Below are 19,458 nucleotides of genomic sequence, written 5' to 3'. Positions count from 1 at the left end.
GGCCGGGGGGCGGGGGGCGCGCGGGCGGGGGGTCGCCGCGCACCGTGCGGTGCCGCGCCCCCCCCCCGCGCCGGACCACCCCCCCCCCCCCCGCCCCCCGCCCGCCCCCCCCCCCCCACTACGCTCCCTCCATTTGGGCGCAGGCCAAGGGGAGGGTTGGGGAGGGGTAGGCTTTGGCTTGAAATACTCCCTTGCCGAGCGTGGCTCGGCACTACAGATGCATTACTGGTAACGCCCCTGCCGAGCATGGCTCGGCACTACGGGTGCTTTTTCTCTGCTGGATTTGATCCAGATCAGTCGCCTACGGTGCGCATTGCCGCGAACAAGGGGACAATGGAGGTCTGCGCGCCCGGCGCGCCCCTGTTCGACCTCCGTTGCAAAGGATTTCCCCCATGGCTGCACGCAAGCAAAAGACCTATCCGATCGAAGTCCAGGCCAAGCCCGGCCTGCCCTTGGGCATGAGCCCGGCCACCTTCCTGCGCGATTACTGGCAGAAGCGCCCGCTGTTGATCCGCGCCGCCTTCCCGGATTTCGAAACCCCGGTGCTGCCAGAAGACCTGGCCGGCCTGGCCTGTGAAGAAGGCGCGCTGGCGCGCATCGTCAGCCATGACCGCGCCACCGACGGCTGGACCCTGCGTACCGGCCCGTTCCAGGAAGAAGACTTCCCCGGCATGCCCGACCACGACTGGACCCTGCTGGTGCAGGACGTGGACAAGTGGGACCCGGAAGTGCGCGCGCTGACCTCCTATTTCAACTTCCTGCCACGCTGGCGCATGGACGACGTGATGATCAGCTTTGCCGCCACCGGCGGTTCGGTTGGTGCCCATGTCGACCAGTACGACGTGTTCCTGCTGCAGGCCCACGGCCAGCGCCGCTGGCAGATCGACGCCAGCGAATCGACCAAGGGCAAGCGCCCGTCACTTGAGTTCCGTCCCGACGTTGAACTGAAGCTGCTGAAGAAGTTCAAGGCGACCCACGATTGGGTACTGGGCCCGGGTGACATGCTGTACCTGCCGCCGAACGTGCCGCACAACGGCGTTGCCGTGAACCCCTGCCTGACCTTCTCGTTCGGCATGCGCGCGCCGTCCTCGGCCGAGCTGATCAGCGATTATCTGGACGACCTGGTCGCCGACGCCGACGAATCCATCCGCTTCCAGGACCCGGACCTGAAGCTGCCGGAAGACCCGAACGAGATCGACGAGGCCGCCATGAAGCGCGTGGTCGCCGCGCTCAATGCGCTGCGCATGAACGACCCGGATCGCCTCGGCAACTGGTTCGGCCGTTTCATCACCACCTACCGCGCCGCCGGCGACATCCTGCCCTCGCAGGCGCCGCCGTCGCCCGAAGAAGTGGTCGCCGAGCTGGAAAATGGCGGCGTGCTTGAGCGCCACCCCTGGGCCCGCCTGGCCTGGCGCCGCGCCACCCGTGGCGCCTCGCTGTACTGCTCAGGCCTGGCGTTCCAGCTGTCGATCAAGGACGCGCAGACCCTTGCCGGCACCGAACAGATCGATATCACCCTGTTCAACAAGCTCGGCAACAAGGGCCGTGATGCGCTGATGGAACTGATCGTCGGCGGCCATTACCAGCTGCTGGACGTGGAAGCCATTGCCGCCATGCTCGCCGAACAGGATGCGCTGGAAGCCATGGAAGACGTGGCCGAAGAAGACCTGGCCGAGGACGATTTCGACGACGAGGACTTCGATGACGAGGCCGATGCCCCGGAACTCGAGATCGAAGTGATCGAGTACAGCGAAGCCGGTGAAGGCGAGCCGTCCAGCGCCAGCATCGAGACCGTACTGGTCAATGAGGAAGGCGTCGAGGTCGTGGTGATCTGTGACGACGGCGAGGAAGAAGACGAGAACGACGCGGAAACCCCGTCGGCATGAGTCAAACCGCGATCTTCCATGTAGAGATCGCCGACTACGCCGTGCAGCAGGCACTGCTGCATGGCGTGCGTCATACCGTATTTGTCGATGAGCAGAACGTCCCGGCTGAGCTGGAAATAGACGAGCTGGACCCGCTCAGCGACCACGCGCTGGCACTGGACCAGCACGGCCAAGCCATAGGCGCGGCTAGACTGACCCCCGACCTGCGCATCGGCCGCATGGCCGTGCTCGCCGCCTGGCGCGGCAAGGGCGTCGGCCAAGCCTTGCTGAATGCGCTATTGAGCGCCGCCCGCAAGCGTGGCTGGGGCGAAGTCAGTCTGCACGCTCAACTGCACGCCCGCGACTTCTATGCCTGTAACGGGTTTCTGCCGGAAGGCGTGGAATTTGAAGAGGCCGGCATCGGCCACCAGACCATGCGCCGGCGTCTGGACGGTGCGATGCGGGTGCAGGACCCGGACCAGGCCCGCGCTGCCATGGCCGCGGTCATCCACGGTGCACGTCGCCACCTGCACCTGCAGCTACGCGGCAACGACGCCCTGCTCGGCCAAGCGCTGGCCCTGGATGCGCTGCGCGGCTTTGCGACCGCCCGCCACGACAAGCAGGTACTGGTGCTGCTGCACGAAGCCGACCTGCCAGCCCTGCCCGCAGCCTTCATCGCCCTGGTGCAGCGCCTGCCCAGTGTGTTCAAGCTACGTGAGCCGGTAGACCCGATGGACTGCGAGGTCAGCTCGGCCGCTATCAGCAACGATAAGGGCGACTGCTACTTTCGTCCAATGGGCGCCCGCGTCGAAGGCGAACTGTCGCTGGACAGCCCCGCCCGCGCGCAGCAGCAGGAAGCGCTGTTCAAGCGTATCTGGGAGCGTTCACGTGATTGCAACGGGCTTCGCGTACTAGGTGTCTGAGCATTGACCGGGACAGGACAAGCCGCAGTCAGGTATTAATGCGCGGGACAGTGTAGGTGCCCCTTCCTGTCCAGTGAGGGGTATAATTTCGTGGTTAGAACACGCCCGCGCGGGACGCTGTAGCAGGTCCGCCGGTTCCCAGAACTACCCCACAAGTGAATCCGACTCTCCATCGTGGACAATCTACTGAAGCAGTTTGCGCAATCATCGCAGCTCGCCGGCGGCAACGCCTCCTATGTCGAGGACCTGTACGAACAGTACCTCGTCTCCCCGGACAGTGTGGACCCCAAGTGGAAGTCCTACTTTGACGGCTTCAAAGGCCGCGAAGCTGGCGATGTGCCGCACTCTGCCGCCATCGCACACATCACCGAAGCCGCGAAGAACGCTGGCAAGGTCGGCGCCAACGCCGGTTCCGGCGACGAGCGCGAGCGCAACGTCGGCCGCCTGATCACCGCGTACCGTTCACGCGGCCACCTCGGCGCCAACCTCGATCCGCTGGGGCTGACCCCGCCGGTCAACCCGCCGGACCTGGGCCTGCCCTTCCACCACCTCAGCGATGCCGACCTCAACGACGAGTTCAGCACCGGTGGTGTCGGCGGCCAGCCGCGGATGAAGCTGCGTGACCTGTTTGCGCGCCTGAAGGCGACGTATACCGGCTCGATCGGCGCAGAGTTCATGTATATCGCCGAAGTCGAACAGCGCCAGTGGCTTTACCAGCGCCTTGAGGCTGCTGGTGGCAACTACAATCTGGATGCCGACACCAAGCGTCGCACCCTGGAGCGCCTGACCGCGGCCGAAGGCCTCGAGCGTTACCTGCACACCAAGTACGTCGGCCAGAAGCGCTTCTCGCTGGAAGGCGGCGACTCGCTGATCCCGATGATGGACACCATCATCCGCGACGCCGGCAAGGAAGGCGTCAAGGACGTGATCATCGGCATGGCCCACCGCGGCCGCCTGAACGTGCTGGTCAACACCCTCGGCAAGAACCCGCGCAAGCTGTTCGACGAGTTCGAAGGCAAGTTCGAGCACGACGACCGCGCCGTCGCCGGTGACGTGAAGTACCACATGGGCTTCTCGGCCGACGTCGCCAGCGATGGCGGCCCGGTGCACCTGGCACTGGCGTTCAACCCGTCCCACCTCGAAATCGCCGATCCGGTGGTTGTCGGCTCGGTGCGCTCGCGTCAGGAACGTCGCAACGACACCGCACGCAAGCAGGTGATGCCGGTCCTGATCCACGGCGACGCCGCATTTGCTGGCCAGGGCGTGGTGATGGAGCTGTTCCAGATGTCGCAGGCCCGCGGTTTCGCGGTCGGCGGCACCGTGCACATCGTCATCAACAACCAGGTGGGCTTCACCACCTCCAACCGCGACGACTCGCGCTCGACCCTGTACTGCACCGACATCGCCAAGATGGTTGCTGCACCGGTCCTGCACGTGAACGGCGACGATCCCGAAGCCGTGGTGTTCGCGGCCAAGCTGGCTTATGACTTCCGCCAGCAGTTCAACAAGGACGTCGTGATCGACCTGGTCTGCTACCGCCGCTGGGGCCATAACGAAGCCGATGAACCGGCGATCACCCAGCCGCTGATGTACCAGGTGATCCGCAAGCACAAGACCACCCGCGAGCTCTACGCAGAGCAGCTGGAAGCCGCAGGCATCATTGCTGCCGGCGCCGGCAAGGAAATGGTCGACGCTTACCGCAACAAGCTGGACTCCGGTGAAGTCACCACCGAGCTGGCCACGGTCGAAAAGACCCCGGCCACCAGCAAGATGTTCGTCAACTGGCCGAAGTACCTGTCGGGCAAGCTGTCCGATCCGGTCAGCACCAAGGTCGACATGGGCAAGCTGACCCAGCTGGCCACCATGATCAACACCATTCCGGAAGGCGTGGAAGTGCATTCGCGCGTGGCCAAGGTGTACGACGACCGTCGCAAGATGGCCGCCGGTGAAATCCTGGGCGACTGGGGCTTCGCCGAGAACCTGGCCTACGCAACGCTGCTGGACGAAGGCAATGGCCTGCGCCTGGTCGGCCAGGACGTGGGTCGCGGCACCTTCACCCACCGCCACGCGATCCTGCACGACCAGAAGACCGACAACTACTACCTGCCGCTGCGGCAGCTGGTCGAGTCGCCGGAGCAGGCCACCATCATCGATTCGCTGCTGAGCGAAGAAGCAGTGATGGCGTTCGAGTACGGCTTCTCCACCACCGACCCGAACACCTTGTGCATCTGGGAAGGCCAGTTCGGCGACTTCGCCAACGGTGCCCAGGTCGTGATCGACCAGTTCATCGCCTCCGGCGAAGCAAAGTGGGGCCGCATCTCCGGCCTGACCCTGCTGCTGCCGCACGGCTATGAAGGCCAGGGCCCGGAGCACAGCTCGGCGCGCCTTGAGCGCTTCCTGCAGCTGTGCGCACTGGAGAACATGCTGGTCTGCGTGCCGTCGACCCCGGCGCAGGCATTCCACATGCTGCGTCGCCAGATGCGCATGGACACCCGCAAGCCGCTGGTCGTCATGTCACCCAAGTCGCTGCTGCGTCACAAGCTGGCCGTGTCCAGCCTGGACGACATGGCCAACGGCGAGTTCCAGCACCTGATCGGCGACGCCACCGCGGACGCCAAGAAGGTCAAGCGCGTGGTCGTGTGCTCGGGCAAGGTCTACTACGACCTGCTGGAAGACATGACCAAGCGCGGCCAGGATGACGTGGCACTGGTGCGTGTGGAACAGCTCTACCCGTTCCCGCGCCCGGCGCTGGCTGCCGAACTGAAGAAGTACGGCAAGGCAACCGACGTCGTGTGGTGCCAGGAAGAGCCGATGAACCAGGGTGCGTGGTACCAGATCAAGCACCACCTGCAGGCATGCGTGGCCGATGGCCAGGCCCTGCACTATGCCGGTCGTCCGCGTTCTCCGTCGCCTGCTGTTGGCCACATGTCCGATCACCTGCGCGAACTCGCACAGCTGCTCGCCGACGCGCTGGTCAACAAGATCGACGACAACTACGCCGAATAAGCCCCCTTTTCCACAAGAAAACGAAACCAGGAAATCAGCCAAATGGCCACCGAAGTCAAAGTACCGGTACTGCCCGAATCCGTCTCCGACGCCACCATCGCCACCTGGCACAAGAAGGCTGGCGAGGCCGTCAAGCGTGATGAGAACCTGCTCGACCTGGAAACCGACAAGGTCGTGTTGGAAGTACCGGCGCCGGTTGATGGCGTGCTGAAGGAAATCAAGTTCCAGGAAGGCGACACCGTCACCTCGAGCCAGATCCTGGCGATCATCGAGGAAGGCGCGGTTGCTGCTGCCGCCCCGGCCGCTGCTGCCGAGGCACCGAAGGCTGCTGCCCCGGCCGCCGCCGCTCCGGCTGCTGCCGCTGCACCGGCCCCGGCTGCCAAGTCGGCCGCCGACGCCCTGCCCCCGGGCGCCCGCTTCTCGGCCATCACCGAAGGCGTGAACCCGGCCGACGTGTCCGGCACCGGCCGTCATGGCGCCGTGACCAAGGAAGACATCGTCAACTTCGCCCGCAACGGCGGCGTCGGCAAGGCCGGCGGTGCACGTCCGGAAGAACGCGTGCCGATGACCCGCATGCGCAAGCGCATCGCCGAGCGTCTGATGCAGTCGAAGAACTCGACCGCCATGCTGACGACCTTCAACGAAGTCAACCTGTCCAAGGTCTCGGCTGCGCGCAAGGAACTGCAGGAAGAGTTCGTCAAGGCCCACGGCATCAAGCTGGGCTTCATGAGCTTCTTCGTGAAGGCTGCCGCCAACGCGCTGCAGCGCTTCCCGCTGGTCAATGCCTCGATCGATGGTGACGACATCATCTATCACGGCTACTCGGACATCTCGATCGCCGTGTCCACCGACAAGGGTCTGGTGACCCCGGTGCTGCGCAACGTCGAGCGCATGTCGTTCGCCGACATCGAGAAGGCCATTGCCGACTACGCCAAGAAGGCCCGTGACGGCAAGCTGTCGCTGGAAGAACTGCAGGGCGGCACCTTCACCGTGACCAACGGTGGCACCTTCGGCTCGCTGATGTCGACCCCGATCGTCAACCCGCCGCAGAGCGCCATCCTCGGCATGCACGCCATCAAGGACCGTCCGATCGCCGAGAACGGCCAGATCGTGATCGCCCCGATGATGTACCTGGCCATGTCCTATGACCACCGCATCATCGACGGCAAGGATTCGGTGCAGTTCCTGGTGGACATCAAGAACCAGCTGGAAAACCCGGGCCGCATGCTGTTCGGTCTGTAATTGCTCTGAGCCCCTCTCCCGCTCGCGGGAGAGGGGTTGGGGTGAGGGCAAGCCTCACCCGCACCCTCATCCGGCGCTACGCGCCACCTTCTCCCGGCGGGAGAAGGGACAGGCAACAAGGAATCTCAAATGGCTGAACAATTCGACGTCGTCGTCATCGGTGCTGGTCCGGCCGGCTACCACGCTGCCATCCGCGCCGCACAGCTGGGCCTGAAGACCGCCTGCATCGATGCAGCGCTGGGCAAGGACGGCAAGCCGGCACTGGGCGGCACCTGCCTGCGCGTGGGCTGCATCCCGTCCAAGGCGCTGCTGGACTCCTCGCGCCAGTACTGGAACATGGGCCACATCTTCGATCAGCACGGCATCAGCTTCAACGACGCCAAGATCGACGTGAACAAGATGGTCGGCCGCAAGGACGCCATCGTGAAGCAGTTCACCGGCGGCATCGCCCAGTTGTTCAAGGCCAACAAGGTCGCCACCTACTACGGCTTCGGCCAGCTGCAGGCCGGCAACGTGGTCAAGGTCAAGCAACACGACGGTTCGGAAGTCGAGCTCAAGGGCACCAACGTCATCATCGCCGCTGGTTCGGATTCGATCGAACTGCCGTTCGCCAAGTTTGACGGCAAGCACATCGTCGACAACGTCGGCGCGCTGGACTTCACCGAAGTGCCGAAGCGCCTGGCCGTGATCGGCGCCGGTGTGATCGGCCTGGAACTGGGCAGCGTGTGGAAACGCCTGGGTTCGGACGTCACCATCCTGGAAGCACTGCCGGACTTCCTGGCTGCTGCCGATGCTGAAGTCGCCAAGGTTGCCGCCAAGGAATTCAAGAAGCAGGGCCTGGACATCCGCCTCAACGCCAAGGTCTCCAAGACCGAGATCAAGGGCGAGGAAGTCATCGTCAGCTACACCGACGCCGAGGGCGAAAAGACCCTGACCGTCGACAAGCTGCTGGTGGCCGTCGGCCGCCGCGCCGCCAGCAAGGGCCTGCTGGCCGAAGGCACCGGCGTACAGCTCAACGAGCGCGGCCAGATCGTGGTCGACGACCATTGCCACACCGGCGTCGATGGCGTGTGGGCGGTGGGTGACTGCGTGCGCGGCCCGATGCTGGCCCACAAGGGCTTCGAGGAAGGCGTCGCCGTCGCTGAACTGATCGCTGGCCTGCCGGGCCACGTCAATTTCGACACCATCCCGTGGGTCATCTACACCGAGCCGGAACTGGCATGGGTCGGCAAGACCGAAGCCCAGCTCAAGGCCGAGGGCATCCCGTACAAGGCCGGCAGCTTCCCGTTCGCCGCCAACGGCCGCGCCGTCGCCATGGTGGAGCCGGCTGGCTTCGTCAAGGTGCTGGCACATGCCGAAACCGACCGCGTGCTGGGCATGCACCTGGTTGGCGCCAATGTCTCCGAGCTGGTGCACGAAGGTGTGCTGACCATGGAGTTCAGCGGCTCGTCCGATGACCTGGCCCGCATCTGCCACGCCCACCCGTCGCTGTCCGAGGCAGTGCACGACGCGGCGATGGCAGTGACCAAGCGCGCCATCCACAAGGCCAACTAAGCTCCACGGCCTGTGACCTGAAGGCTCCGCCAAGGCGGAGCCTTCTTGCTTTTGTAGTCCACGGTCTGCACGCGCATTCATCGGCGGCAGAACGACCACCTCTTCCCATCCATCAGGAACAACACATGAAGTCCATCTGCGTCTATTGCGGCTCCAACCCCGGCGCCAAGCCCATCTACGTCGAACGCGCCACCGAACTGGGCACGCGTATCGCCAATGAAGGCCTGCGCCTGGTCTATGGCGGCGGCCGCACCGGCCTGATGGGCGCGGTGGCCGATGGCGTGCTGGCCGCAGGTGGCGAAGTCACCGGCGTGATCCCACAGCACCTGGTGGACATGGAAGTCGCGCACAAGGGCGTGACCTCGCTGGAGATCGTCGGCTCCATGCATGAACGCAAGTCGCGCATGTTCGACCTGTCCGACGCTTTCGTCGCCCTGCCCGGCGGCTTCGGTACCGCCGAGGAGATCTTCGAGATGCTGACCTGGCGCCAGCTCGGCATCGGCCACAAGCCCTGCGCCTTCCTCGACATCGACGGTTTCTACCAGCCGCTGATCGGCATGATCGACACCATGGTCAGCGAGCGCTTCCTGCACCCGGAACAGCGCGAAGACCTGTGGTACGGCGACGACGCCACGCAGATGCTGGAGTGGATGCGCAACTACTCGCCGGCCCAGGCCGACAAGTGGTTCGACGAGAAGAAGCGCAACGCGCTGCGCTGAGGCCCACGGCGGTCGTTTTTGTAGGAGCGGCGTGAGCCGCGAAGCTCGTACCACGAACAGATCGCCAGTCTTCCAAACAAGGTCCACTGCGCATCATGCAATCGCAACTGGTGCGCAACGGAACCAATTCCAGCTTCGCGGCTGACGCCGCTCCTACAAAGCCGACGCTTATGCGTGTTGCAGGGTCTGTTCGCGCGCGGCCGGGTAACCCAACAGGTAACCTTGGCCGAAGTTGCAGCCCAGTTCCTTCAGCGTCTGCAGCTGCCGCTCGTTCTCGATGCCCTCGCCTATCGTCTCGATGCCCAGCGTGCGCGCAAGCGACAGCACGCCTTCCACCAGGGTAAGGGTGCTGTTGCCGCTTTCATCGTGCAGGCCGGCAACAAAACTGCGGTCCACCTTCAGCGCGCTGATCGGGAAGCGATGCAGATAGGACAGCGCCGAATAGCCGGTACCGAAGTCATCCAGCTGCACCACCACGCCGCGCTCACGCAGCTGGTGCAAAGCGCGCAGGGTGCGCGGCTCGTCGTCGAGCAGGGCCATCTCGGTGATCTCCACCCGCAACCGCTCCGGGTCAGCGCCCGCAGCATCCAGCATTCCCAGCAAACGCGGTGCGAACTCAGCCGAACGGAAATGCCGCGGCGACACGTTCACCGAAATGTAGCCCACCACCGACGCTGCCATGTCCTGCATGACCTGCTCGTAGATCTGCCAGTCCACCTGCTCGATCAGGCCGCTCTCTTCGCCCAGCGATAGAAACTCCCCCGGTACCAGCACACCGCGCCGCTCGTGTTGCCAGCGCAACAGCGCTTCATGACCGACCACCTTGCCATCAAGCAAGGACACGATGGGCTGGTAATACGGCAGGAAATCACGCTTCTTGATCGCCCTTCGCAGGTCCGCCTCCAGTTCCAGGCTGCGCATGGCCTCGTCGTGCATCGCACCGTCGAACATCACGCAACGGTCCTGGCCCTTGAGCTTGGCCCGGTACATGGCCGCATCCGCGTCGCGCAGCAGGTCCGCGCCAGAGGTATAGCGCGCATCCCATACCGCGATTCCGATACTGCCGGAGGGGAAAAGCTCGCGCCCGTCCACCCACATCGGCGCTTCCAACGCCCTGAGCAGACGCCGTCCCAGGTCCATCGCCGCATTCGAACCGCGATCAGAGTGCACAAGCAGCGCGAATTCGTCGCCACCCAGCCGCGCCACCACGTCATCACCACGGACCAGACCCACCAGTCGGCGCGCGACCTCAACCAGCATCTGGTCGCCGGCGGCATGACCAATACTGTCGTTGACCCATTTGAAGCGATCCAGGTCCAGGAACAGCAGGGCGAAGTTCGGAGCGATACCCAGCTCCGCGTTCTCGATCGCTCGTTCCAGTCGATCCTGCAGGTGCAGGCGGTTCGGCAGCCCGGTCAGCACGTCATGCATGGCAAGGTGGGTCAGGCGCTGCTCGGCACGCATGCGTTCGCCAATCTGCCCAAGCAGCTTCTGATTCACCTCGCCGAGCTCACGGGTACGCTCGGTGACCCGCAGCTCCAGGTCGGCATGGGCCTGCACCAGGCGCTGTTGATCGCGCTGGCGGGCAAGGCTGTTGCCGATCGCGCGTGCAACAAATACCAACAGGCGTTGATCATCGGCGGTGAATACGACCTCCGGGTTGTAGCTCTGCACCGCGATGACGCCTACCACTTCCTCATCACTGAACAAGGGCACGCCCAACCAGCATTGCGACTTGGCCCCGAATTCCTTCAAGGTGCCAGCCACGATCAACTTGTCGATACCCGCCCGCGTCAGCAACACCGGCTCGCGGCGTTGCAGCGCGTACTCGGTCAAGCCGTCACTGAATATCCGGGTCGCGCGTTCACGGTTGTAGCGATCGACGGAATAGACGAACTCGATGCCGGTCGCATCCGGGGTCACCATCGCCACGTAGAAATTACTGGCATCCAGCAACCGGCCGATGATCTCGTGTACCTGGGCGTAGAAATCGCCGGTGGCCTTGCCGCTCATCGCCAGCTCGGAGATGTTGAACAACGCCGCCTGCAGCAGTTCCGCGCGTCGGCGCTCGATGATCTCGCCCTGCAGGTGGTCGTTGATACGCTCCAGATCCTGCGTGCGCTGCCAGACCCTCTGTTCCAGCTGCGCGTGCGCCTGATGCCGATCCATCGCGGTAAGGATGTGCTTGGCGACAAAGTTCAGCAGTGCCAGCTCTTCCTCGCCATAGCAGGCATCGGCGACATAACTCTGCACCACGATCGCACCGCAGACCCGGTTGTCCCGCCACATCGGCACACCCAGCCAGTCGGTGCTCTCCTCGCCCTCCGACACCTCGTAAGGCTGTTCCAGATATTTGGCCAGCTCACGCGACGGCCCGCTCAGTGCCCGACCATTGCGCAACACCGCGAAGGTCAGACTGGCCGGCATTTCCTCGTAGCTGTAGCGACGCCCGGGGTCAGGCAGATAGCTGTCATGGGTATCAACGAAATACAGGAATTCCAGGCTCTGCTGGTTTTCATCACACTCGACGATGTAGCAGTTCTCCGCATACATCAGCGAACCGAGGATGCGGTGGAAATGCGCCATCATCTCGGCCATTGCCAGGTCGGCGCCGGCCAGATCGGCAATTTCGAACAAGGCCTTCTGCAGCTGCTTGGAGCGCTGCAGTTCTTCAATCTGGATGCGCTGGCGCATCAGCTCCATGGCCGAGCAGATCAACACCCGCGCCGTGCCCTCCCATGCTTCACGGCGCGCCGCCGGCAGCGCCTGTTCGGGATCGATCAGCAGCACATAATCCGCGTCGCTGTCGTGACTCCATTCCAGCAGGTGGACGGAGGCAGGAAGGCCCTCCTTGTTGCCCGCCAGGCAATCACGAGCGAGCTGGCACAGGCCATCGGCCGAAACCGGGAAACTGCAGCTACCCTCGCCAAGCGAACCATCGCGCCACGCCAGCGCAACCGTGCTGACGGGAGGCAACAAGCTCTGCAATGTCCCTACCACGTTGGTGACCGGCGAAATTGTATCGGCGCGCTGGGTTTCGGCCTTCGCGTCAAGCTCGCTATGCGACATGTATCCGTTCTCTCTGGGTTCCGGTCGCCCGGAACTCCCCCCTGATCCCGCAGCATACCTTCAGCAGCGGTCAAGAGCAGTGGGTCGCAAAAAAAGATTGTATTTCATGATTATGAATGAGCGGCTTTCCGACAGCTCATCAAGCTAGGCAGAACCCAGCCCAACCACTACGCTTGGCAGGTGGATACCGCTGTCCAAACCCCTACCGATGAAGTGCTGATGTTGGCCTATGCCGACGGTGACAGCGACGCGTTCTCCGAGCTCTACGCCCGGCATCGCGCGCGGCTGTTCCACTATCTGCTCGGCCAGCTGCGTGACCGGCCCTTGGCCGAGGAGCTGTTCCAGGACGTCTGGCAGAAGATGATCAATGCCCGGGCCGGCTGGAAGCCCGACGCCGCCTTCGCCACCTGGCTGTTCCGCATCGCCCACAACCGCCTCAACGACCATTGGCGGGCCGCCCGCCATCGCCCGGCAGCGCCGGAAGACGCCGACGAACGCACCGCGCGCCTGGCCGACAACTGCACCCCGGAGCTGCTGGCCGATGAGCAGGCCCAGCGCCTGCAGCTGCGCCAGGCACTGGCCGAATTGCCGCCGGAACAACAGGAAGTCGTGATCCTGCGACTGGAACAGGAACTCAGCCTGGAGGAGATCGGGCAGATCACCGGCGTTGGCCGGGAAACCGTCAAGTCGCGGCTGCGCTATGCGATGGACAAGCTGCGCGCGAGGTTGAGCGAATGAACACTCCAGACATGCTGACCCCTGAAGAGCGCGAGCTGGCCAGGCTGCTGGGCCGTCCCGGCACCGGCACAGCCACCCCCAGCGCACAGCTGGACGCCCGCATCATGGACTTGGCTCGCGCCAAGCCGCAGACGCAGACGCAGCCAGAACAAACCCAAACAGACACCCAGACCCGGCAACGCACCACGGCATCCGCATCGCAGCGCCGCGGCTGGGGTCGCCGGCGCGGCCTGGTGTCTTCACTGGCCGTGGCCGCGTCACTGGTATTGGTGGTTGGCCTAGCCTGGCAACTGCGCCCGCTGACACCGCCGCAACCGGCGATGCAACACGCCGAGATGTCCGCGCCCGCGGCAGCGCCAATGGCCGCTGACATCGCCGCCGCCGAGGTCGCTGCGGCACCCGCAAGCCCGGCCCCGACCCAGGTTGCCGAGGATACCGCCGCGGCTCCTGCCGTGCCGCAGGCCCGATCCGTCGTCAATGCGAAGGCGCCCAGCGCTGGCGCCGCGCAGCCAGCTGCTGCGCACAAGGACAAAGCCAGCGCCATCGAGCAGCCCGCCACCAGCAATGCAGGGCAATCGCCACGCGCCTTCTCCGCTGCACCGATCATCGTCCCGCCCGCCCCGCCGCCCCCTCCAGCGCCCGTGATGGCTCCGGCACCGATGGCTGCACCGGCTCGAGCCGAACAACAGGCCAGCTCCGCCGATGGCGCGCAGGACGGCTTCTATCTGAGCGAAACGGCACCCACGCTTGCACGTGCTGCATCCCCCCGGCCGGCACCAAGTGGCTCCACTCCGATTCCGCATGCTGGCGCCAAGACAGTCAGCAAGGCAGCCGAGGCACGTCGCCAACGTGCGGAAGCAATCGCCGCCGACAGCACACCCGACATCGAGGCCGACGCCACGCTGTCGCGTCACCAATGGATAAAGCGCATCCGCGAACGCCACGAAGCCGGTGACCTGGACGGTGCAAAGGCCAGTCTGCGGCGCTTCGCACACGACTACCCGGAAGCGCGCATTCCGCGCGATCTGCGCCCGCTGCTCAAGGATTGAGCTGCATCGGCTACCGCTTTGCAGCGCTGCCACTAGAATGACGGCAATGCTCGACACTCTCGCCGCACCCGCCAGCCACGAGCTGGAGATCAAACACAGCCGCTTCCTCGCGCAGGCAGCGCCGATCAGCGATGCCGCCGCAGCGCTGGCATTCATCCAGTCGGTGTCGGATGTCGACGCCACCCACAACTGCTGGGCCTACCGGCACGGCAATGACTATCGCTCCAGCGATGACGGCGAGCCGGCAGGCACCGCTGGACGCCCGATTCTCGCAGCGATAGATGGTCAGGGTTACGACCGCATCGCTGTAGTGGTGACGCGCTGGTACGGCGGCATCAAGCTCGGTGCAGGTGGCCTGGTCCGGGCCTATGGCGGCACTGCCGCCGAATGCCTGCGGCTGGCCCAGCGCAGCCCTTTGGTGCCGATGACCGAGCGCATCCTGCAATGCGGTTTTGAAGACATGGGCATCGTGCACACCCTGCTCGGCACTGCCAGGGCCGAGAAACTTGAAGAACACTTCCTGCCCGAAGGCCTGCGCCTGCATGTGCGCCTGCCGACAGACCAGATCGATGCGCTGGCATTGCGCCTGCGCGACGCCACCCGCGACCGCCTACGCCTGAGCGAACCCGTCGACAATGACTGAAGCCCCTTCCACACCGCCGCAACGCAAGCTGCAGAAGCTCGGCAGCCTGAAAACCCTGTGGCCATTCGTGCGCCGTCACGCCGGCCTGTTCACCGCGTGGCTGGTCGCACTGGCAGTGTCCTCGACGGCGACCTTGAGCCTGCCGATGGCTGTCAAGCAGATGATCGACCACGGCTTCTCCGGTGGCGGCGAGATCAACCGTGCCTTCCTGCTGCTGTTCATCGTCGCGGTGGTGCTTGCCCTGGCCACCGCCGCACGCTTTTTCTTCGTCTCCCTGCTGGGCGAAAAAGTCGTCGCCGACCTGCGCGGCAAACTCTATGCGCACCTGATCGGGCTGGATGCCGGCTTCCACGACCGCACCCGCAGCGGCGAGCTGGTATCGCGGCTGACCGCCGACAGCGAACTGCTGCGCAGCGTGATCGGCTCGACCATGTCGGTGGCACTGCGCAGCAGCGTTACCGTGATCGGCGCTATGGTGATGCTGTTCGTCACCAGCCCACACCTGGCGGTGTACTCGCTGATCGGTATCCCGCTGGCGGTACTGCCGATCGTGTTGGGCGCGCGCCAGTTGCAGAAAATCTCCCGCGCCAGCCAGGACCGCGTCGCCGACGCCAACGCCCTGGCCTCGGAAACGCTCGGCGCGGTGCGTACCGTGCAGGCGCATGCCCGCGAACCCTACGAGCGTGGCCGCTTCGAGGCCGCGCTGAACATCTCCGTGGCCACCGCGAAGCGCCGCATCCGCACCCAGTCCTTCGTCACTGCCATCGCCATCGTGCTGGTGTTCGGCGCCATCGTTGCGGTGCTGTGGTCGGGCGCGCACGACGTCGTCGACGGTCGCATGACGGCAGGTACGCTTGGCCAGTTCGTGCTGTACGCCTTGATCGGCGGCGGCTCAGTCGGCGCTTTGGCCGAAGTCTGGAACGAACTGCAGCGCGCCTCCGGCGGCATGGGCCGCATTGGAGAGCTGCTGGCGGAGAGTCCGCAGATCACCGCTCCCGCAAAGCCGCAATCGCTGCCCTCGCCGGTTCGCGGCGAAATCCGCTTCGAGCATGTGTCGTTCCATTACCCGCAGCGCCCGGATCAGCCGGCACTGGATGATTTCAGCCTGACGGTGTCGCCGGGCGAAACCGTGGCCCTGGTCGGCCCGTCCGGCGCCGGCAAAAGCACCGTGCTGTCGCTGCTGCTGCGCTTCCATGATCCGGACAGCGGTGATCTGCGTCTGGACGGCGTCGACCTGCGCGAGCTGGACCCGGCACAGCTGCGCCAGAGCATTGCGCTGGTGCCGCAACAGCCTGCCCTGTTTGCCGCCAGCGCCGCCGACAACATCCGCTATGGCCGGCTCGAAGCAAGCGACGAGGAAGTTCGCGCCGCCGCGCGCTCAGCCGAGGCCGATGACTTCCTGATGCAGTTGCCGGAAGGCTATGCCAGCGACCTGGGCGAACGTGGCGCGCGCCTGTCCGGCGGCCAGCAGCAACGCGTGGCCATTGCCCGCGCCCTGCTCAAGGACGCGCCGGTACTGCTGCTGGACGAAGCGACCAGCGCACTGGATGCGCAAAGTGAACGTGCCGTGCAACAGGCGCTCGAGCGCCTGATGGCCGGCCGCACCACGCTGGTCATCGCCCATCGGCTGGCAACGGTATTGAAGGCGGACCGCATCGTGGTGATGGACCACGGCCGCATCGTCGCCCAGGGCACGCATGCTGAACTGTTGGCACAGGATGGCCTGTATGCCGAGCTGGCACGGCTGCAATTCATAGATTGAGAACGCTGCGGTAACGCAAGCCTAACAAGCGCGGCGGCAAGCTCAGGGCGTGGCAGCCCTGCCACCGACACAGCACTGGAGGCAAGCAATGGCGTTCAGACAGTTTCCAGCAACCACGCGCGATGGCGAGAGCTGCATCGTCATCGAGTTTCTTGATGAGCCCAGCAGCTCCGAGACCGGCAAGACGAACCGGCCGCCCCGCTATGAGCTTGCCGATGGTCGACCACTGCTACGTCGTGGCAGCAACCTGTTCAGTGCCGACGGCGAAGTCAGCCTGTCGATGAACCAGCCCTACCGGGCCTGAGTCCCTGCTTCTGCAGCGCGCCGTGATCATTGCCGGCGCGCATCAGGAAGTCCCGCTGCTGGCTGGCCAGGTAATTCTGAATACGCTTTGCCGACCCGGCTGCAGACTGCTCAATTTTTCACCAACCATCTTGACAGCCTTGTGCCCCAAGGGATGTCAGTGATTATCCACATGCTTGCACACACGTCGCTGTGGATTAAGTCGCAGCTGGTGAGACGCCAATAGGCTTGCACCCCCTCCCTTTTGCGCAGCAAAGGGGAGGGTTGGGGAGGGGTGCTTTTGGGCTGTTGCAGTTGCAGTAGCTCTTGCTGCTGTTGGCTCACGAGCTTCGCGGCTTACGCCGCTCCTACAAGGTCGGGGATTCTGTGGGAGCGACGCGCTTACCGCTCTAGCACCCGGCCTATGCCACTGCTATTGATCTCGTCGCTGGCGGCCGAAATCACTTCAGGTGCATACGCCTGCACGAAGCCCATCCGGAAATGCACTTCACCACTCGGTGTACGCGAGGAGTGAATCGAGGCCAGGCTGATGCCATGCCGCTCGAATACATGCAGCAGCTCACGCAATGAACCGGCGCGGTCCTCCGGCAGATGCACGCTCATCGCACGCTGGTCAGTCAGGTCCGCCAGCAGGTAACCGACCCGCTCGAAGCTGTAATTGCCATCGCGCAAAGTCTGCTCATCCACCGCGGCCTTGTTCTCGGCGAGGTACTGGCTACGGAACAGTGCCCGCGCGGCATCGTCGCCCTGCCCGACCAGACCGCGCAGCTGCTGCAGCTGCTGCAACAGGTGATCCAATACCTCGCCAGCATGCGGATTGCCGAACTGGATGTCTTCGTAGATCGCCGGGTTCAACGACAGAATGCGCGAGATCACCGCTGCATCCAGTTCAAAAGCAGCCGAGCGGTACGGCATCAATTCGCTCAGCGTGCCCAGCATCGGTGCGTACTCGCGCAGCACGCCGGCCTGGGCCAGATGCGTGGCATGCACCATCGCCTGCACCAACGCCATCACCCGATCGTGGTGCTCGGCGGTGCCGCGCACGCATTCGGCCTGCAGGGCGCTGCACAGTTCATCCAGCCACGCCTGCCACTGCGCATCCAGCCGCGCTTCGCAGACCACCATCACCCTGCCCTTCAAGGTCGGCGCCTTGGGTGGTGCGGTCATCGGGTGCAGGCCAGCGACCGACGCCTGCGACTCCAGCATCGCCGCCACCGGCTCAGCCTTGATCGAGGTAACGTCCAGCCACAGTTTGCCACGCTCACGTCCGGCTGACTGGCGGATGTAGTCGCGGATCAATGCGGGCGTATGCCGGATCGGTGCAGAGAACAGCAGCACATCGGCCTGTTCCAGCAACTGCTCCGGGGTCTGCGAGTCCGCATCGACAGGATCGTGGCCGATCACCTGCAAACCCATGCGCGATTCGAAGAAGCCTCGCAGCCAACGTCCAAAGGCACCGCCGCTACCGACGATGCCGATGACTGGACGCAGACTCACGCCAGACGCTCGGCGCGGAAGCGGTACGGGGTACCCAATGCAGCTGGTGCGGCCGCCAGCACGTCGAACTCTTCCACGCCAGTGGCCAGCGTCGCCTCCAGCGCCGCGTGCACGCCAGCTATAGCGCGGCTCACGCCGTCCTCGAAGCTATGGCCCTTGAGCAGGAAGGCTACCAGCAGCGACATCAGCACATCACCGGTGCCGGCCACATCCACCGGCAGATGCGGCGAGGTCCAACGCCAGATCTGCTCGCGGCCGATGGCCAAGGTCACCAACTCGCCCGGATCGCCGGATACCGAATGCGCAATCACCCATTCCGGGCCGCGCTCCAGCAGCTTGCGCGAGGCGGCGATGGCATCGTCCTGTTCCAATGCAGGCATGCCGGTCAGCCGCCCCAGCTCGAAGGCATTGGGCGTTACCAACCAGGCATGCGGCAACAGGCGTTCGATGAAGATCTTTTCCAGCCCAGGCTCAACGTAAGGGCCGGTATGGGTGTCACCGATAACTGGATCCAGGCAGTAACGCAGGTTCGGCGATTGCGGCAGTACTTCATCCAGCCAATCAGCAAACGCGGCGCCGTTGGCGACGCTGCCGAAGTAGCCGGATACCAGGGCTCCGGCCCGCTGCGGCAAGCCCCGCTCGGTTGCGCCCTGCAGCAGCTCGGCAAACCAGTCTGCAGGCAGCACGCGGCCGCGCAACGTCGCGTAGAACGGCGCGTTGCTCAACAGCGTGGTGGGGATTTCGGCGACGCGCAGGCCCAGGGCGCGCAGTGGCGGTACAGCCGCACTGTTGCCGGCATGGCCGTAGACCAATTGGGATTGCACGGAAATCACGTCCACCGGCGACGGCCCATCCGGGCGTTGCCGACGACCGTGCACGAGATGGCTATGGTCGACTTCGTTCATCGCCCTATTCTACGTCCGCAGGACAAGGCGCGACTGCATACGCTTGCGCGCGCAACCAATAGCAGATGGCATGACGAGGTAGTGCCGGCCCCGGCGACGGCGGGCGCCGTGTGACAGGCGACGGCGGAGCCCAATGCAGGCGGGGGCCGTCAGACCGTACCAGACCGCCGGCGTGGGCGGGGC

General features: G+C 64.8%; 14 protein-coding genes. 11 read left to right on the top strand and 3 right to left on the bottom strand.

Annotated elements, in window-relative coordinates:
- Positions 1–392: 392 nt before the first annotated feature.
- The 6 genes from AC1VWL_RS17290 (at position 393) to AC1VWL_RS17265 (ending at position 9,309) form a co-directional block, all read left to right on the top strand.
- Positions 393–1,886 (top strand): ribosomal protein uL16 3-hydroxylase, encoded by a 1,494-nt coding sequence (locus AC1VWL_RS17290; RefSeq protein ID WP_482987496.1) that lies wholly within the window; start codon positions 393–395, stop codon positions 1,884–1,886.
- Entirely contained in the window at positions 1,883–2,788 is a 906-nt protein-coding gene (locus AC1VWL_RS17285; protein ID WP_482987495.1) for a GNAT family N-acetyltransferase, read from the top strand. Before AC1VWL_RS17290 ends, AC1VWL_RS17285 begins: the two co-directional genes overlap by 4 nt.
- Before the next feature lie 174 nt (positions 2,789–2,962).
- Positions 2,963–5,794: a 2-oxoglutarate dehydrogenase E1 component gene (locus AC1VWL_RS17280; RefSeq protein ID WP_482987494.1), complete on the top strand. Its 2,832-nt coding sequence runs from the start codon at positions 2,963–2,965 to the stop codon at positions 5,792–5,794.
- A gap of 42 nt (positions 5,795–5,836) precedes the next feature.
- Positions 5,837–7,036 carry a dihydrolipoyllysine-residue succinyltransferase gene (sucB, locus tag AC1VWL_RS17275; RefSeq protein ID WP_481615319.1) on the top strand — a complete coding sequence of 400 codons (1,200 nt, stop codon included), beginning with the start codon at positions 5,837–5,839 and terminating at the stop codon, positions 7,034–7,036.
- 129 nt (positions 7,037–7,165) lie between these two features.
- Complete coding sequence (gene lpdA, locus AC1VWL_RS17270; protein ID WP_482987493.1) at positions 7,166–8,590, top strand: dihydrolipoyl dehydrogenase; 1,425 nt, start codon at positions 7,166–7,168, stop codon at positions 8,588–8,590.
- Between the two features lie 125 nt (positions 8,591–8,715).
- Positions 8,716–9,309, top strand: coding sequence for an LOG family protein (locus tag AC1VWL_RS17265; protein ID WP_282272078.1), 594 nt, complete (start codon positions 8,716–8,718; stop codon positions 9,307–9,309).
- Between the two features lie 168 nt (positions 9,310–9,477).
- Here the strand turns inward: AC1VWL_RS17265 and AC1VWL_RS17260 are convergent, their stop codons facing one another.
- On the bottom strand, positions 9,478–12,378 hold the full coding sequence (locus AC1VWL_RS17260; RefSeq protein ID WP_482987492.1) for a bifunctional diguanylate cyclase/phosphodiesterase: 2,901 nt from the start codon (positions 12,376–12,378) through the stop codon (positions 9,478–9,480).
- A gap of 180 nt (positions 12,379–12,558) precedes the next feature.
- Here AC1VWL_RS17260 and AC1VWL_RS17255 point away from each other — a divergent pair, with 180 nt between their 5' ends.
- From AC1VWL_RS17255 to AC1VWL_RS17235, 5 genes are all read left to right on the top strand, one after another.
- Positions 12,559–13,116 (top strand): RNA polymerase sigma factor, encoded by a 558-nt coding sequence (locus AC1VWL_RS17255; RefSeq protein ID WP_481513849.1) that lies wholly within the window; start codon positions 12,559–12,561, stop codon positions 13,114–13,116.
- Complete coding sequence (locus AC1VWL_RS17250) at positions 13,113–14,165, top strand: hypothetical protein (protein WP_482987491.1); 1,053 nt, start codon at positions 13,113–13,115, stop codon at positions 14,163–14,165. Before AC1VWL_RS17255 ends, AC1VWL_RS17250 begins: the two co-directional genes overlap by 4 nt.
- A gap of 46 nt (positions 14,166–14,211) precedes the next feature.
- On the top strand, positions 14,212–14,808 hold the full coding sequence (locus tag AC1VWL_RS17245) for an IMPACT family protein (protein ID WP_482987490.1): 597 nt from the start codon (positions 14,212–14,214) through the stop codon (positions 14,806–14,808).
- Entirely contained in the window at positions 14,801–16,570 is a 1,770-nt protein-coding gene (locus tag AC1VWL_RS17240; protein ID WP_482987489.1) for an ABC transporter transmembrane domain-containing protein, read from the top strand. The genes AC1VWL_RS17245 and AC1VWL_RS17240 overlap by 8 nt, the downstream gene beginning before the upstream one ends.
- Before the next feature lie 88 nt (positions 16,571–16,658).
- Positions 16,659–16,874, top strand: a complete 216-nt coding sequence (locus tag AC1VWL_RS17235) for a hypothetical protein (protein WP_481615324.1) — start codon at positions 16,659–16,661, stop codon at positions 16,872–16,874.
- 380 nt (positions 16,875–17,254) lie between these two features.
- On the opposite strand, the gene AC1VWL_RS17230 is transcribed toward AC1VWL_RS17235, so the two are convergent.
- Positions 17,255–18,370 carry a prephenate dehydrogenase gene (locus AC1VWL_RS17230; RefSeq protein ID WP_482987488.1) on the bottom strand — a complete coding sequence of 372 codons (1,116 nt, stop codon included), beginning with the start codon at positions 18,368–18,370 and terminating at the stop codon, positions 17,255–17,257.
- A complete protein-coding gene (gene pdxY / locus AC1VWL_RS17225; protein WP_303746656.1) occupies positions 18,367–19,275 on the bottom strand; it encodes a pyridoxal kinase in 909 nt (302 codons plus the stop codon). The genes AC1VWL_RS17230 and pdxY overlap by 4 nt, the downstream gene beginning before the upstream one ends.
- Positions 19,276–19,458: the final 183 nt, after the last annotated feature.

This window comes from Stenotrophomonas sp. STEN063 (assembly GCF_056854515.1).
Note: the sequence above shows the minus strand (reverse complement) of the source record. Positions and strands in the feature narration are given on the sequence as shown.